Below are 16287 nucleotides of genomic sequence, written 5' to 3'. Positions count from 1 at the left end.
TGCCGGCGTTCGTCGAGGGCTTCGTCGCGCACGTGCTCGCCTTCCAGCAGAACACGTCCTCGCCGTACCGGTGGGTCGAGGACTGGTGGCGCTGGCCCCAGATCGTGTTCCCCCTGGACGCGTTGTGGCGCGGCTACGAGGCCGCCCGCAAACAGCCGGCCGGCATGATGGTCTGGTACATGCAGCTGTACGGGGTCCTCGACCGCGTGTTCAACCCGGACCGCGGCATCGTCGCCTCGCTGCCCGCCGCGCAGACCTACACCGACCGGGGACAGCCCTTGCCGTGCGCGCCGCCGCCCGCCGACTGGCGGCAGCGCATCACCGCCACGCTCGCCGTCGGACACGACGAACCCCTGCCGGCAGGCGGGCGCGAGGACACGGGACGCGCGCCGCGCGGCCCACGATACGCAGAAAGGACGCAATGATGGGCGGACAGGACGCGGAGGACGGCCTCGACCAGCTGCTCTCCAACATGAACAGCCAATGCGCGCAGACCCTCAGCCGGCTGCACGTGTGGATCGACCGCAAGAACCACGAGCTCAAAGCCAGATATGAGCAGCGCCAACGCGAGGCGCGCCAGGAGACGCTGCACGAGCGGCGCGAGCAGGAGGCCGAGGCCAGACGCCTGGAGGCGCAGCGCGCAGCCCTGCACCAATGGGAGACGGCCAACCGCGCCCGGCTCAACGAGGGGTTCGAGTACACGCTCGAGCAGAGCGTCCTGTCGGGCCGCGCCGACGAACTCGACGACCGCAGCCTGCTGCGCGCATGGATCGTCGGCGAGCAGCTCGAGGGCGCGGACCCCGGATGGGCGGCGAAACTCGAGCGCGCGCAACGCGTCATGCGCGACGAATGGACACGGCGCCACGGCGAGGGGGACATCGCCGCCGTCGCCTGCCAGCACACGAACCGGGCCGTCATCACCTACGCGACGCACGGCGCCGACCTGGACGCCACGCTCGACGCGCTGCGCAAGGGAGGCATCCCCGTGCGCCTGCAACGCGCCGACGACCCGCAGGGGTTCCTGGCCGACCACCCGGCGGGCTTCCGCGTGCAGACCCGGTGGGGAGGCCAATGGTACGGGTGGGACGAAACGCGCATCCACGACGCCGTCATGCGCGCCGCCAACGAGGACATCGACTCCGACGGCGTCGACGACGCCATCGCCTACCTCAAGGACCTCGACCTCGACGAATCCGCGCCCGCCGACCGCACCGCCGCCGGCATCGAACCGGCCGAGACCAGCGAGATCGAACGCGGCGAACTGCGCGACGCCGCGCCCGACGGGGCGACGGAGACGACCACGGCCGACTTCGAACAGGACGCGGCCGACATGGACGCCCGCGGCATGTTCGACATGACGCAGACGCAGACCGGCGGCGACGACGTATTCGGCATGTGGTCGGTCATCGACGAAAGCGACATGGCCGCATCCTCGGACGAGCCCGGCCCCGCACCCGTCCTCGACCCGCGCGGCTTCGAACGGCGCGCGGCCGAGGCCGCCGCCATCTGACGGAGGGGGCGTCATGGACCAGCCGCAGGACCTGCGATACCGGATCGAACGCTACGAGGACGGCACGCTGTGCGTGACCGCGACATGCCCGCCCGACCCCGACGACGTGCGCATGGCGGCCGACCTGGGATGGGACGGGCCCGCGCGCGGCGACTGGCAGACGATCACCGTCGCCGCGCCCACGCTGCCCGCCGGCGGCGACCGCATCGCCGTGGGCGCCTACCGGATCGACGGCGAACTGACACGCCGCGCCTTCGCCGACCTCGGCCTCGAGGAGCGCGCAAGCATACGGATCGGGCCGCACCGGGCGCGGGTCGTCATCGCGGACCTGCCCGCCGACTGGCGCGACAACCCGTTGGTCGACACCGACATCCCCGGCCCCATGCCGGACCCCGGCCCGCCGGCCGCGCACGCATTCACCCGCTGAGCGCATGGAGGAAGGAACGACGATGAGCGAAGACCGAATGGAGCGGATCGACAGCCTGCTCGACCCCCACCGGCGCATCAGCACGGAACGCCGCGCCATGCAGCCCGACCTGGGATGGGACCCCACCGAGACCGTGGGACGCAAGATCACCCGCCTGTCCTACCATCTGGGCGCCCAATGGCTCGACACGGTCCGCGACGCGCACGACAGCCGCGCCGCTCGGGACATCCTCGCCGAAGCCGTGCTCATCCACCTGCCCGACGCCTACACGTCCACGGCGCAAGTCGACCCCGACCCGGCCGGCCGCGTGCGCATCATGGGCGCGGACGAGCCGCCCGACTGGGCGCGGCGCACACTCGAGAAAGGCGGGTACCCGTCGCGGCACGTGCACGCCGTCATGGACCTCGGCCAGGTCGACATGGACAGGCTCGGATCGTTCCGCGGGGTGCGCCGGCGCGAGGGGACGACGATGTCCGTCCTGCTCGCCGACGGCGTACGCCACACCGCACGCAGCATGTTCTCCAAGACGGCCGACCACCCATACCTCGACGACCGGGCCTGCAGCTGGGGCCTTCCCCGGCCGGACGTGTTCGCGTTCCGTGAGCGCATCGCCAGCCGGCCCGACATCGTGGGCCGCCTCGACGTGGAGATGCTGCTGGGGCACATCAGGCTGCGCGCCGCCCTGAGCGAGCTCACCGGCATCGACATCAGCAAGCGGCGCGACGAACTCGCCCTGTGGGCGCGGCCGACACCCGAACGCGACCGGCGCCGCGCCGACGTGCTGGATGCACTGTCCGGGGCGCTCGACCGCATCGCCATGAGCGAGGACGCGCACCGGCTCCAGGCCCTCAACATCAAGGACCGGCGCACCGGATCGATCGCCGGCGCGTTCGACGACAAGATCGTCGTATCCCGCCAGGTCGCCGATCTGGCCGCGCGCAGCCCCCTCAACGCGCTGGTCGGCCACGTCGAATACGACGAGGACATCGACCGGACCAAAATACACCAGATGGAGCAGGAGATCATCACGGCGATGCGCCACCTGCCCCAAAGCGGCCGTGGCCTGGACGCGCTGCGCGTGCGCAAGCTCGGGCGATACCGGGGCAACACCATGGGCGTGTACTCGCCGCTGCACGTCGCGATCGCGCTCGACGACGGCAAAGCCACCAGGAACGGCTACAGCGGCATGAGCAGCTTCCTGCACGAATGGGCCCACCACCTCGACCACACCAGCGTCGAAGGCACGCAACTGAGCATGGGCGCAGACTTCCGGCCCATGCTCCAGGCCGTCGTCGACGACGTCGACACGCGCGCCGAACAGTATTCGCGCGACTTCAGGGACTACCTCAAGACCCCCACCGAGGCGTTCGCCAGGTCCTTCGAATACTGGGCGAGCGAAATCGTCGGGGTCGAATCGAGCCTGCTGGCCGACCACGACACCTACCGCACCAACAACCGCTACGCCGCTCAGCGCGCCCACGAGGGCCTGCTCGACCGCACCATGCGGGGATTCTTCCCCGACTTCCGGCCCTTCGACACGCTCGACCCGGCCCAATGGGAGCGCAGGCGCGATGAGGCCGACGAGACCGCCGTGGAGGACGACCCGTACGCCGCGGCGCCGATCGACCCGTTCGACTACTCGAACGCCGTGCAACCCGACATCTTCGACCTGCTCGCCATGGACCAGACGTCCACGGCGCACGTCCGATGACCGCCGCGGCCGACGACGTCACGGAGGCGTTACCGTGTGTGGTGGGCGTCGGGCGGGGCGAATCCCGCCGTCGGATCGTACGGATAAGGCGCCGGGGCGTTCTGCGCGATATAGGCGGAGAACAGCCGGGTGAGGCACGTCGCGATCGACCGCCGCCACAGGGGGTCGTCTATCGTGGTCGGTCGTGCCGACGGGGCGATGAACCGGGTCAGTTCGTCCGTGAAACCCCGCGACTCTATGACGTGTGTGACGTCGCGGTCGGAGTCGATCCGCGCTTTCCAATCGGGGTGTTCGTCATAATCGTCCTGTTTGTCCGTCGCCATGGCCCACACATGGTCCTCGTCGATGCCGCCGCGCATCGTCAGCCAGCCCATGTCCCATAGGTCGCGGTACCGGACGTAATCGGAGGCGACGTACGAGAGCATCTTGTCCGCGAGTATTTCCTCTATGCTTTCCGCGGTCAATGGGATGGGGGCGAAGACGCCTGCAAGCTGCGGGTATCGGATTCGCGCCACGGCCAGCTGCGGGTCATGGGCGGCGACGGCCGCGACCTCGAGCTTGATGATCTGGCTGGGCATGTCCTTGGTCTGTTCCGCCGTGCGTATGTTGATGCGCCACCGGTTCACCATGCCCTCCCTGCGTGGGTCGCGGACCCGCACCTGCGCGGTGGGGGAGACTCGGGAGAGCGTGTCGCGGATGCAGTCGCCCATCGCCGCGAAATCCTCCAATGAGAAGTCCGGGCCGCCGGCGAAATCCAGGTCCTCGCTGTATCGGGGGGATCCATGGCACAGGCGCAGGCTGGTGCCGCCCTGGAACACCAGGCGGTCGAGGAAGCCCTGTTCCCTCATGGATCCGAGTATGTACTGGTGGTACAGCTCCTTCGTGATGACGGGCAGCATCGCCTCGGTGCCGTTCTCGCGGGCCACGATCCGGGCGAGCTCCTCCGGATCTGCGTCAGTCCTCGTCATAGTCCCACTCCAGCTCCTCCATGTCCACCAGATGCAGATTGCGCCCGGTGGCCTTCAGGTTCTCGTACGCGAACATCTTAGAGGCCATGGGCAGACGGCCGTCGCCACGCATGACGAGATTGGGGACGATCCTCGATGCGGGCAGGGAGCTATGCGTCAGATCGATCACGCCGAACCTCGTGTCGAACTCGCCCTCGCGGCCCGTGGTCATGTACGTGACGCGCCCGATGGGGATCTGGCTGATGACGCCCCACTTGCTCAATACGCTCTCCAGGCTTTCCCAACTGATGCTGGTCGGGCGCAGGCATTGCACGATCGCGTCCAATGTGCCGTCGCCGATGCTGCGCGCGTACGAGAACACGTACACGCCCCGCACGGCGCGTTCCATGATGCCGGCGGCGCACAACGACGTCAGCGTGCGCGTCAGGGGATTCCCCCCTTCCCCCAGCACGGCGGACAGATCGGCCTTGCGGTACACGTACAGGCCGAACCTGCGTTCCGCCTCCGCCAGCCTACGCAACGCCATGTCTCGTCTCATACCAGAAGTATACATGAGTTACCATGGAAAAGTTAATTCATGTAGAGCGATGGAGAAACCATGGGAGGGTCTGTTCGGCGCCGGCCACGCTCAAACGGGGCGTTGCCCAACATGTTTGACGCGCCGGCGGCGTTACCAAGGGCATAGGATTATCCATTGACGTGGCTTGCCCGATGGAAGGAGATCCAGAGCGATGGTGACTAAGGCCGATTTGAGGAAGGCTCTGGACCAACTCGATGAATCGCTGTTGCGCATGCAGACCAGGTCCGATGGATTGGCCCGTGAACTTGCAGTGTTGCGGGAGGAGTTCCGGATGCTGAGCGAAGCGCCGTATAGAAGACTGCTGCATCCTTGCCGTCCGAAACGTATAGCCGGGCTGATTCGTGAGGGCGATGAAGCCTTGCTGCGGATTCGTTCCGACAAAGAACGTCGTATGGTGAGAATGCTTGGCGAGGCGGGTATGATTCATGACCGCCATGGCCGCGTTTCGAGGTGGGGATATGCCGAGGGGTACCTGCCCAACAGCAACGAATGCCTCGTCGAGTTGTTGAAGATGTCGCTCATGATGGATGAGGATTTCCGCAACCGATGGTCTGACACCCCCGGGATGACCCCTCACGTATATTGGCGGCGTCAGCTGGACCGATACAGCGATGGCAACGTGATCTCGGGCAGAAGATGCTTCATTCCCTCCGAAGAAGGCGTCATCTTCTCGGAAGAGGCCTATCGGCTCAAACAGGTCCAATCGGTCCCTGACGGCGTGGACTTGACTGTGCTGCGCACGCTGGGGATCGGGGATGATGCCGCCACCAGAGGGCAGATGGATTTCGAGCACGGGGATCTCGTGGAAATGGGCCCCGGACTGTCCACCTCGGCGACATACCCATCGTGGTTGGGCGGTGATGTTCTGCTTGAAATCGAAGGTGTGCGCCGTGTGGTGCCCATGCTGGGGAAATGGGACGGGATCAGTCGGGAAGAGGGGGAGGTGTTCGTTCCCGATAGGCTCTTGTGCCGAGTGATGGACAAACGGCGCATATCGAAAGAACAAGGCGGACACGAAAGGATAGTGTACCGCCTGCACGTTGAGAGCGCGTAAGGGATGGGGAAGAATGGTCACGATCCTTTCCCGGGCTACAGGAAAGGGCATTGCTTCCGTAGCGTTTCGTGATCCACCCGGGCCGCGGCATGGACCATGTCCGGAATCCCTCATTCAGGTCTTTCTTCCCGCCGTGTCCGTGCCGGGCAGGCGTATGGGTGCCCCGTCGATTATGGAGGGCGGGGCGCCGTATCGGTCGCGCATCCGGTCGAACGCGCGGATGCCGTCGAGGATGATCCCGCGCAGGTCGTCCGGGTCGGCGTCGCGCATGCGCATGGCCTGCCGGAACGCGGTGTCGATCATCGTCTGCAGATCGTGGACGCTGAGGTTCTCGGGGTGTTTCTCCGCCCCGTCCTCGATGGCGGGCGGCCTGTTCTCCATGGCGGCCTTCCATTCGAGCACGGCGAGGGCGTCCTCGTGCGGGTCGTGCCTCCAGTGTGCGCGCAGGGTCTTGAGGCGGAACCCGTCGCCGAGGTCCTTGGTGTTGAACCGTTCGGTCCAGCCGTTCGAGCTGCGCCAGGTGATGCGGTATCCGGTGACCTGGCCGGGGGAGCGGAAGTCGTCCCGGCCGGTTCCTTTCCTGAGGAACGGGTCGATCTGCAGGCCTTCGCGCCGCACGCGGCGGATGAACTCGTCCTCGGTGTCGCTGGCGATGGCGCACGCCTCGACGAGGCGCGCGACGTGCATGCGCGGCATCGTCGATGCGGCGATGTGGTTGATCCTGCGCCGTCGTACGGGTTCGGGCTGCGCGTCCCATGCGCGGATCATCCTCTCGCGCCCGTCCTCGTCGAGGTTGTTCCAGGGAGCGCCGTGTTCCTCGATCCAGTCGTAGCGGGCCTTCCATTCAGCCCATCGGCGCCATTGCGCGTACTGGTAGGGCACGTCGTCGAGCGGGCGGCGTCGCGTGATTTGTTCGAGGTTCGCGTCCGTTTTCTCGAGGTGGCGGCATGCGCGTTGCGCGTGCCGCCAGTCCTTGTACGGGTTGATCCATCCGTCGTCGCGGGCGAGCTGGACGGCGATGTGCACGTGGTCGTTGCCGTTGGCGCTCAGCCCGTGGCGCACGGCGATCCAGCTGGCGGTCTCGTCGTCCGGCCCGTCGATGATGTTCATCCGTGTGAGGTAGTCGACGACGATCCTCTCCCATTGGGTGTCCGAAAGCGCGCCGTGCGCGGCGGGGATGGACAGGGAGCAGTGCCAGATCCGGTCCTTGCCGTCCTCCCGTTCGGGGTTGTGCTTGCCGCCCGGGCTGCGGTCGGGCGGGCAGGTCCTGCCGTCGCGGCGCAGGCGTTGGTAGCGGCGGTCGAGGAGACGGCCGACCCGTTCATAGGTGGCCGTGGGCCGGCCGGACAGATCGAACGCGTCGAGCATGTCGCCGCTGGCGCATACCAGATGCTGGTCGCGGTGCTCGTTCTTCCTGCCGGGGCCGAACAGGTAGCGGATGAGTCCGGCGGGGTTGCTGCCGCGCGTGATGTTGGGGATCATGCGCACCATCATCGCCCTCCTGCATGGGTCCCGCGTCCCACGTGTGCGGCCGAGGCCGCCGGCCGCCGTCAGCCGGGCGCGTCCCGTTTCCCATGCGCCGCGCCCGTCCGTTCATCGCATGGTGGCGCTTCCGTTTTCCGGGCGCATCGTCGCGCCCGTGTCCGCGGCCCGTGATGGCTCGCCGTATCTGATGCGTTCGATGATCGTGGCGATGTTCTCCTGTTCCTGGCTGATGCAGTCCGTGATCAGCAAGAGGAACGGCGCGGGGTCGTCGTACGCCTGCCATTGCTCCAATGAGCGTCCGTAGGCGCGTCCGGCGTCATGTTTGATGGCTATCGGCTGGTAGCCGGATTCCATGAGCATGAGATTGAGCAGTTGCCTGCCGGTGCGTCCGTTGCCGTCGGCGAAGGGGTGCACGTTCTCGAACAGCATGTGGAAGGCGGCGGTCTTCAGGATCGGGTGCGCGTCCGAGCGTCGGGTGGAGTCGATGAGTTTTTCGAGATCGTCCCATATCTCCAACGCGTCGGCGGTCTTGATCCGGGCGCCGACGATACGTGCCGTATAGCCATAGGGGCGGAAGGCTCCACGCATGACGGGTTGCACGTCCAGGGCGGTCATCGCGTGTATGGTGCGGATCAGGTCGATGTCCACGGGGCGGCCTTCCATGGCCCAACGGCGTACGCAGTCCATGCCGTCGGCGACGCCCTTGGCGGCGAAGATGTAGCGTGCGGGCCCGTCGAGGGGGACGAATTCGCCTTCGAGGATGAGTTCGGTGTCCGCCAGACTAAGGGTTGAACCCTCGATCGCGTTGGAATTGTAGACGTATCGGCCGAGCCATTCGCGCCTGTAGTCGTCAAGCGCGGATTCCTCCACGCCATCGAGTCCTTGAAGGTTGTTCAGGCGTGCGCTGCTCGCATCGGCGCGGTCGAGCATGTCCCGCACGTCCTTTCGGGGCTGGATCAGCATGAGTTCCTTTGGCAGGTTTTCGATTCTGCTCGTGAGCGCCGGATTGGGCATGGCGTGCTCCTTTCTTGCCGTCGTCGCCCATTGTAGACGGTGAAGGGCCGTCCGTCTCTCCACGGGCGAGGCCCCGTTCCGGGGCGCCCCGGCCGCACCGGATGCGCGTATGGTCCGCCGGCGGCGGCGGAGGCGGCCGGGGCCGTCGCCGCCGCCGCCGGCGTCAAGCATGCGTCCGGCTGGACCGCCGGATTGGGTGGCGCGTCCCTTCTCCGGGCGCCGTCCCCGTGGCGGCGCGGGGCATGTTCTTCGGTGGATGCCCGCTCGTGCGGGCGGCCGGCGTCAGGGGGAGGTGCAGCCCGATTTGATGAGGGCCGCGACCGGTTTTCAGGTCAGCGGCTGGTGAACCACCTCCTCAGTTGATCGCCGACGACGACCTGGTTCTTTTCGTGAAGCCATGGTGGCCCCTGTGTTTTTCGGTGGCGACCAGACCGCAGTGGCGGCCGCCGCGACTTCCTTTTTGCGGGAGACCGCGGCGGCCGTTTTTCTCATCCGGGCCCCGTTGGGCGGCCGCTGGATGTGGCGCTTTTTCCGGAGCGGATGGCGTTGATAGGCCCTCGCCGATGGGCGGGGAATGCCCCTCGCGCCGTCTGCCCGGGGATGGCGCATGTCGCGCGAATCGGGGATGGTTTCATGATTCCGGGGTGTTCGACCGGATGATTTCGTCGGCCTGCGCCAGCAGTTCCCGGCAGTCGCGCACCGCGTTCACGGCGGCCGCCTCGTCGGCTTGCGTGGCGTTCATGTCCCGGTTCGTGTTGCGCGCGATCTGGTTGATGTTGTGGCCGATCCTCCAGATCTGCGTGCGGATCGCCTTCAGTTCGCGCACCTGCGGCGATTCGCGTTCCTCGCGGTCGCGTTCCTGGACGCCCTCGGCCCGGCGGAACAGCGTCACGGTGGCGTGGGCGACCGTCATGCCCATGCGTTCGGAGACGCGGCGCATCATGCGGATGTCCTCGGCGGATGCGCGCAGGTGCATCTGCCTGTCCCGTGTCGTGCCGTCCTGGCGGCGTTGTTTTCTGCGTGTCATCGTCCGCTCCTTGGCGGCGCGCCCCCTCCGTGCGCGGAGGGGGCGTCCTTGGTTTTCGGCGTGGGCATGCGCTGATCCCGCCGTGGACGGGGCGGCGTTTTCCGGGATGCCGGCCCGTGTTTTCCGGCGTGCGCCGTCCCGTTTTCCCGGATGCCGGCCCCCGGTTTTCCGGGGATGGAGCGCCCGGGGACCGGTGCGCCGTCCCCGCCGCCGTCGGGCGGCGTCGGATTCCCGCGCGCCCGTCGCGCGTCAGGCCTTCGGCACTCGGGTTCGTTCCTTGCGCCGCCGTCGGGCGGGGCGAGGGGGAGATACGGATTGTGTACACAATCCGTATAGCTTGCTGCCCTTCGTATGTATGCTCTGTTCATGAACTGTATAACTACAATGGTTATATAATAGTTATATTGTAGTTATACAGTTGTCATATAATATAACAATAATGGTTAGATACTGGTTATAGACTAGTTGCAGAATTGTTGAATTACGTGCCCATGTTTCATGCTTTCTGTGTGCTTTGAGGAGGTGGCGGGGTCGGCCGGTCCGGTGCGGCGGGGGCGTGCAGCGCGTCGAGCAGGTCGCGCGCGCTGTCCTCGAGTTCCTTGAGGGCCGGGATGCGCAGGGTCGGGTCGTCGCGCAGCGCGTCGAGCGCGAGGGCGGCCTGGTCGCGCATGACCTGGGGCAGCGAGCTGCGGGCCTTGGACGCGACGCGGCGGGTGACCTCCATCATCTCGTCGCTGAGCGTGAGCGACACGCAGCGGGTCTCGCCGCGCGTGACGTGCTCGTCGGACCAGGCGTGCGGGGGATGGGCGGGGATGAAGTCGTCGGACGCGTCCATGAACCGGACGCTGGCCGGCAGCACGCAGAAGCGCAGGAAGTGCGACTTGCTCACGCCCAGGCGCCTGCACGTCTCGTCGATCGCGTTCCATGTGTCCGTGTCCATGACGACGGTGACGCGATGGGGGTAGCGGAGCATCATTCCTCTCCTTCCGGCGTCTGGGTGCGGTTCGCTCCCGGCGCGTGCGCGCCTCCGCGCGCACGCGGCTCGTCGTCGAACACGAGGCGCGCGCCGCGCCGCGCGTCGATCGCGACCTTCGCGTCGAACCGGCGTCCCGTCCTTTTGGACGTGAACCCCTTGCGCGCCACCTGCCCGCCGGCGAGCAGGCGGCGCACGTTCGCGTCGGTCAGCCTCACGCCGCACAGCGTCGGCCACAGCCGCCACCCGCATCCCTCGACGTCGCGCCACGACCCGTCCCCGTCGCGTTCGGAGCGGTTCGTCGAGCACGTCCACACGCCGCCGCGTTCGACGACCGGCGCGCCGCACCGGGGGCACGGGCCCCACTGCCGGGCGAGCGTGACGCCCACGTCGCGTGACGAGGCCGCCAGCGACGGTATCTCGACCGCCCACGCGCGGAACGCCTCCATCACCTCGGCCGGGTCCGCGCCGCCGCGTTCGACCTGCGCCAGCGCCTGCTCCATGTCGGCGGTCAACGCGACGTCCCTGAGCCGGGCGTCCACGACGCGCACCAGGTCGCGTCCCGCCTGCGTCGACACCAGCGCGCCGCCTCGCCGGCGCTCCAGGTATCCGCAGCGCAGCAGCTTCTCGATCACGTCCGCGCGCGTCGCCGGCGTGCCGATGCCCCCCGAATGCGACGTGTCGTCGTCGAGCGCGGCCTTCAGGCCCGGATCGTCGACGAACCTGCTCGCATGCTCCATCGCCGCCAGCAGCGTCGCCTCCGTGAACCGTTTCGGCGGCGACGTGCGTCCCTCATGCACGCCGGTCGGCCCGACCGGGGCGAGCGTGACGCCCTCGCGCAGGTTCGCCGGGATCCGCTCGCGCGCCGCGCGCCGCGCATCATCGCCGTCGGTGTCGGCGTCTTCGTCGGCGCGGGGCGGTTCGACGACGCTCCATCCCGCCTGCAGCGTCTCGTCGCTCGACGCGTCGAACCCGAACACGTCCGTCCCGTGTCCGGCGCGCGCATGGGCGTGCACGAGCATGCGGACGCGGTCGTCGCCGACCGCCTCGAACATGCGGCGCACCACACGCGTGAGCACGAGACGCCCGTCCTCGTCCAGACGGGCGGGGTCCGCGTGCGCCGCGCGGGCCGTCGGCAGGATCGCCGTATGACCCGCGACCCGGCCGTCCGAGACCGTCAGCTCGGGGCGCATGCGCATGCCGCGCGCCGCGGGCGCGTACACGTCGGCGAGCGGCGCGCAGGCGAGCAGCGCCTCGAGCGTGGGCAGGTCGTCGTGCGTGATGAAGCGCGAATCGGTGCGCGGGTACGTCGCGAGCCCCGCCTCGTACAGGCCCTGCAGCGCGGCGAGCGTGCGCGCCGCGCTCATGCGGTGCATCCGGTTCATGTCCTTCTGCAGCCCCGTCAGGTCGTACAGGCGCGGCGGCCGGTCATGGACCTCGCGCCGCTCCACCTTCGTGACCGCCAGCCCGCGCGCCGCGAGGTCCGCGGCGAGACGCGCACGCGCCTGGTCCTGTTCGCGCCCGGACATGAACGTGAACCCTCCCATCGGCGCGACGGCCTGCCAGAACGGGACCGGCCTGTGCGACTCGACCTCGCCGTCGCGTCCGACGACCATGGCGAGCGTGGGCGTCTGCACGCGACCGACGCTCACACGCGCGTCATGCACCAGGCCGTACGCGCGCGACGCGTTCATGCCGATCAGCCAATCGGCCTTCGCGCGGATGTCCGCCGCGTCGCGCAGCCCCCGGTACTCCACACCGGGACGCATCGTCTCCCAGGCCGCGCGGATCGCGTCCTCCTCGAGACTCGCCACCCACAGGCGCAGCACCGGCAGGCGCACGTCCAGATACCGCACGATCCGGTCGAAGATCGCCTCGCCCTCACGGTCCGGATCGCACGCGTTGACGAGCACGTCCACGCCGTCGCGCCCGACGGCCGCGCGGATCGCGTCCAGACGCGCGCGGGCCTCACCGCCTTCCACGCGCCACCGCCATTCGCCTGGGTCGATCGGCAGCGACTCCATGCTCCACCGCCCCCAGCCGCGACCCGGATAGTCGCCGGGCTCGGCGAGGTCCACCAGATGCCCCGCGGCCCACGTCACCACGACGTCGCCGCACTCGATGCCCCCGGCACGCTCGACGCCGCCGCCAAGCGCCGCGGCGACCGCCCGCGCCACACTGCGCTTCTCCGCAATGACCACCTTCGTCATGTGTTCTCCTTTCGCACGAAGGCCAATGAAAAAAGGCCGGACGCGCACGCCCGACCCCCGCGCGCTCCCGTCAGACGGCCGCGCCCGTGAACAGCGGCCAGAAGACCGCGGCCACGCACACCAGCGCGTACAGGCACAGCAGCACGCCCACGATCCAGGCCAGGGCCATGACGGCGGTCTTGACCGCCGTGCCCATGCCCGTCTCGTCGATCGTCGGACGCGCCAGCCGTCGCGCCACGATCATGCACGCCCCGCCGGCGACGAACGCCGCCAGCGTGACCGGCACCTGCCACACGCCCAGATTGAGCGTGGCCCGCCACACCATATTGATGAACTCCATAACCGTCTCCGATCCGTTCTGTCGTCGATTGAGGACCGTCCCATCATCGCCCCGGCGCCCCCGCGGCGCGGACCACGTGGTCCGCGCCCCGCGCGCGCACGGCCCATACTGGACGGCGACGACCACACGACAAGGAGGAAGACGTGACAGCAAACACGAAACGCGCCGTGCTCGGCGAGATCCGCGGCAAACGCGCCGCACGCGAGAACGCGCTGGGCGACTACGTCGACGCGCTCCTCGCGGTGCACACGGCCGAACTCGACCTGGCAGCGGCCAAGCAACGCCGCGACCAGGCGCGCGCCGAGGCGCGCGACCGGGGCAACACCGCCGCCGAACTCGACGAGGCCGCACGCATCGTGCGCGCCAGGATCGCCGACGACGACCACGAGGACACGCACGAGGACACGCACGGGGACGGCGCCGACGGCGTGTCCGCGGACGGGCAGCCCGGGCAGGAGGCGCACCCATGGTGAACCGCCGCGCCAAGGAGCCCCGCGTGCGCGCATGGGGCCGCATGAGACGGCTGGCCGTCTGGGCCGTCGCCGTCATCCTCGTATGCGCGTTCGGCGCCATCGTCACCCACCACGGGCGCACCGACGCGCAGCCGGCGACCGACGAGACCGGCCGCGCCGCGGCGCGAGACGGAGACGCCGGGAGCGAAGGGGACGCATGGAAGGGGCTGCGCGCCGCGGGCATCCCCACGCCGGGCGAATGGAGCCGTCCGGAATACACCGTCCAGCTCGTGCGCGACGGAGCCCTCACGGACAAGCTGGCGAAAACGGACGGCAAGGCGAAGACGGCCAGGATGCCGGCGGGCACCGGAGCCGTCGACGCGGCCCTGGCCACCATGGACGCGCTGCTCGACGCCACGACGGACGACAAGACCTGGGCGGCGCGCGTCGCCGACACCATGGGCGCCGACGGCGCCGGCGTGACCTACGCGCTGCCCAACTTCCCCCGCCATTGGGCGCTCGACCGCCGCTTCGACCCCGACACGCTGTGCACCGGGGACATCCGCATCATGCGCTCGTGGACGAGCTACTGCAAAGCGGGAGAATACCAGGGCGACGACCACGGCGCGCTCGGCGCCGCCGGCCGCTACCAGAAAGGCGAGACCCGCTTCGCCGTGCCCGCGGGGTTCTCCTACGACTCACGCACCGACCCGCAGGAGATCCTCGCCCGCCAGTACGACACGGTCGTCATCCCCATGGACGACGGCCCATGGCACATCACCGTGTACTGCCCGGCGCGCACCGACGACTGGCGGCACGTCGTCACCGACCTCGACGGCGACGAGACCGACCCGGCTCGCATCGGCGACGGCGAGGTCGTCAGATCGGCGGGCGGCACCGGGTTCGGCACCCGGCAGCACCCATGCAGGACCATCGACGTGAGCGTCGGCGGCCAGACGCCGTACTGGTACGTGGGGGAGGGCGCGTGACGCGCCCCGCGGCCCGTGCCCGGGCGCGGCGCGCATGCGCGCTGCTCGCCGTCGCGTGCATGACGGCGGCCATGCCCGGATGCAGCGTGCGCAGCGTCATCGACGTCATGCAGGGCTGCAAATACGCGGACACGACGCAATCCGCCCCCGCCGTCGTCGTCGCCGCGGCGAACGCGGCCAACCCCGCCGCGGGCACGGGCACGCTCGGCACGCTCAGGGACGCCACCGGCGGCGACGCATGGGAGAACATGACCACCACCGAGACGATGAACCGATACAACGGCGGCACCGACGAGTCCGTATGCTCGCGATACGCGGACGGGCAATGCACCTGGTGGGCATGCATGCGCGGCCGCCGGCTCGGCATCGACGTCGGTTCCTACTGGGGCAACGGCGGCGACTGGGCCGCCTCCGGGCGCGCCGCCGGATACCGCACCACCAGCGACCAACCCGTCGCCGGCGCCCTGGTCAGCTACCCTCCCGGCGTGCAAGGCGCGGACCGTACCTACGGACACGTCGCCGTCGTCGAGGCGGTCGACTCCAAGGCCGGCAGCGTGCTCATCAGCGAGATGAACGTGAAGGGCCCCATCGCCACCAGCCGCGTGCTGCCCATCAACGGCGGCGCCGTCTACATCCTGCCCGACAAGACGTCGTCCGCCTCCAAGCACGACAAGACGACGAAGACGGACGGCGCGGACACGAAGACGGCCGGCACGGGCACGAAGACGGCGTCCGGGCCCGCGACGGCCGCCACGACGCGCGACCCGCGCTCCAGGACGCCCGACCCGCAGATCGAGGCCGCCTGGACATGCTCGTCGACCGCCGCCGCCCCGGCGGACACGTCCGGCGCGCAGATCGAACTCGCCGACTACAAGGGCGACGGCAGGCACGCCACACCCGACCAGGCGAAGGCGATCGCCATGAAGATGCTCAAGGAGCACTACACGCATTGGGACACGCAGAAGGAATACGAGGCGCTCGAATGGGTGTGGGAACACGAGTCGGGATGGCGCTGGGACGCCGAGAACCCCTCATCGGGGGCATACGGCATCCCCCAATCGCTGCCCGGCGACAAGATGGCCACCAAAGGCGACGACTGGCGCGACAACGCCGCCACGCAGATCGCCTGGGGGCTCGAATACATCGAGCAGCGCTACAAGACGCCCACCGGCGCCAAGCAATGGTGGCTCTCGCACAACTGGTACTGACGCGTGGGCCGACCCCCTCGCGCGCACGGCCCATACTGGACGGCACGGCACGCGAAGGAGGCGCCATGGACACGCTCGAGGACATCTGGCCGCCGTTCGCCATGGACCACGTCATCAACGGACGGGACGAACGGCTGGCACGCTACACGATCCGATACGGCGACAGGGTGCGCGACGGCGTATGCGTGGCGACGCGCCGCCCCGACGGCGGCGTGAACCTGCTCATCGGGGAGACGGCGCGCCGCATCCGCTACCTGCGCATGACCCTGCCCGACTCCGACCGCATCGTGCGCGCATGGACCGGGCTCGTACCCGCCCCCGGCGGCCTCGACGGGCCCC

17 protein-coding genes are annotated in these 16287 nt (G+C 68.8%); 9 read left to right on the top strand and 8 right to left on the bottom strand.

What is annotated here, in order from left to right; genetic code table 11:
* The 4 genes from B1400_RS07685 to B1400_RS07670 form a co-directional block, all read left to right on the top strand.
* Nucleotides 1-425: DUF4913 domain-containing protein (locus B1400_RS07685; RefSeq protein WP_133064645.1), on the top strand; the 425-nt coding region annotated here is incomplete at its 5' end.
* Entirely contained in the window at nucleotides 422-1510 is a 1089-nt protein-coding gene (locus B1400_RS07680; RefSeq protein ID WP_133064644.1) for a hypothetical protein, read from the top strand. The genes B1400_RS07685 and B1400_RS07680, both read left to right, overlap by 4 nt.
* 13 nt (nucleotides 1511-1523) lie before the next feature.
* Nucleotides 1524-1937: a hypothetical protein gene (locus B1400_RS07675; protein ID WP_051920873.1), complete on the top strand. Its 414-nt coding sequence runs from the start codon at nucleotides 1524-1526 to the stop codon at nucleotides 1935-1937.
* A 22-nt stretch (nucleotides 1938-1959) separates the two neighbouring features.
* A complete protein-coding gene (locus tag B1400_RS07670; protein WP_133064643.1) occupies nucleotides 1960-3648 on the top strand; it encodes a hypothetical protein in 1689 nt (562 codons plus the stop codon).
* A 29-nt stretch (nucleotides 3649-3677) separates the two neighbouring features.
* Here the strand turns inward: B1400_RS07670 and B1400_RS07665 are convergent, their stop codons facing one another.
* Together B1400_RS07665 and abiEi are read right to left on the bottom strand one after the other, a co-directional pair.
* Nucleotides 3678-4616 carry a nucleotidyl transferase AbiEii/AbiGii toxin family protein gene (locus B1400_RS07665; protein WP_095613828.1) on the bottom strand — a complete coding sequence of 313 codons (939 nt, stop codon included), beginning with the start codon at nucleotides 4614-4616 and terminating at the stop codon, nucleotides 3678-3680.
* Nucleotides 4603-5154, bottom strand: coding sequence for a type IV toxin-antitoxin system AbiEi family antitoxin (gene abiEi / locus B1400_RS07660; RefSeq protein WP_095613831.1), 552 nt, complete (start codon nucleotides 5152-5154; stop codon nucleotides 4603-4605). Before abiEi ends, B1400_RS07665 begins: the two co-directional genes overlap by 14 nt.
* 193 nt (nucleotides 5155-5347) lie before the next feature.
* On the opposite strand from abiEi, the gene B1400_RS07655 reads away from it, so the two are divergent.
* Nucleotides 5348-6250, top strand: a complete 903-nt coding sequence (locus tag B1400_RS07655; protein WP_095613827.1) for a hypothetical protein — start codon at nucleotides 5348-5350, stop codon at nucleotides 6248-6250.
* A 114-nt stretch (nucleotides 6251-6364) separates the two neighbouring features.
* Here the strand turns inward: B1400_RS07655 and B1400_RS07650 are convergent, their stop codons facing one another.
* The 6 genes from B1400_RS07650 to B1400_RS07625 form a co-directional block, all read right to left on the bottom strand.
* On the bottom strand, nucleotides 6365-7732 hold the full coding sequence (locus B1400_RS07650) for a relaxase (RefSeq protein WP_133064642.1): 1368 nt from the start codon (nucleotides 7730-7732) through the stop codon (nucleotides 6365-6367).
* A 111-nt stretch (nucleotides 7733-7843) separates the two neighbouring features.
* A complete protein-coding gene (locus tag B1400_RS07645; RefSeq protein ID WP_095613825.1) occupies nucleotides 7844-8749 on the bottom strand; it encodes a Fic family protein in 906 nt (301 codons plus the stop codon).
* Between the two features lie 631 nt (nucleotides 8750-9380).
* A complete protein-coding gene (gene mobC / locus B1400_RS07640; RefSeq protein WP_095613824.1) occupies nucleotides 9381-9776 on the bottom strand; it encodes a plasmid mobilization relaxosome protein MobC in 396 nt (131 codons plus the stop codon).
* Nucleotides 9777-10272: 496 nt separating this feature from the next.
* The gene (locus B1400_RS07635) at nucleotides 10273-10752 is read right to left on the bottom strand and encodes a ribbon-helix-helix domain-containing protein (RefSeq protein WP_095613823.1); all 480 of its coding nucleotides are present in this window, start codon (nucleotides 10750-10752) and stop codon (nucleotides 10273-10275) included.
* The gene (locus B1400_RS07630) at nucleotides 10749-12959 is read right to left on the bottom strand and encodes a type IA DNA topoisomerase (RefSeq protein WP_095613822.1); all 2211 of its coding nucleotides are present in this window, start codon (nucleotides 12957-12959) and stop codon (nucleotides 10749-10751) included. Before B1400_RS07630 ends, B1400_RS07635 begins: the two co-directional genes overlap by 4 nt.
* A 70-nt stretch (nucleotides 12960-13029) precedes the next feature.
* Complete coding sequence (locus B1400_RS07625) at nucleotides 13030-13299, bottom strand: hypothetical protein (protein WP_033518192.1); 270 nt, start codon at nucleotides 13297-13299, stop codon at nucleotides 13030-13032.
* A 143-nt stretch (nucleotides 13300-13442) separates the two neighbouring features.
* Here B1400_RS07625 and B1400_RS07620 point away from each other — a divergent pair, with 143 nt between their 5' ends.
* The 4 genes from B1400_RS07620 to B1400_RS07610 form a co-directional block, all read left to right on the top strand.
* Complete coding sequence (locus B1400_RS07620) at nucleotides 13443-13772, top strand: hypothetical protein (protein ID WP_095613821.1); 330 nt, start codon at nucleotides 13443-13445, stop codon at nucleotides 13770-13772.
* A complete protein-coding gene (locus tag B1400_RS09830) occupies nucleotides 13766-14740 on the top strand; it encodes a hypothetical protein (protein ID WP_033518190.1) in 975 nt (324 codons plus the stop codon). Before B1400_RS07620 ends, B1400_RS09830 begins: the two co-directional genes overlap by 7 nt.
* Before the next feature lie 71 nt (nucleotides 14741-14811).
* A complete protein-coding gene (locus B1400_RS07615) occupies nucleotides 14812-15948 on the top strand; it encodes an aggregation-promoting factor C-terminal-like domain-containing protein (protein WP_327078507.1) in 1137 nt (378 codons plus the stop codon).
* Nucleotides 15949-16013: 65 nt separating this feature from the next.
* On the top strand, nucleotides 16014-16287 hold a 274-nt coding region (locus B1400_RS07610), incomplete at its 3' end, for a hypothetical protein (protein WP_133064641.1).

It is taken from the genome of Bifidobacterium italicum (genome assembly GCF_002286915.1).
Classification (GTDB): domain Bacteria; phylum Actinomycetota; class Actinomycetes; order Actinomycetales; family Bifidobacteriaceae; genus Bifidobacterium; species Bifidobacterium italicum.
This window is presented reverse-complemented; position numbering and strand designations above follow the sequence as displayed.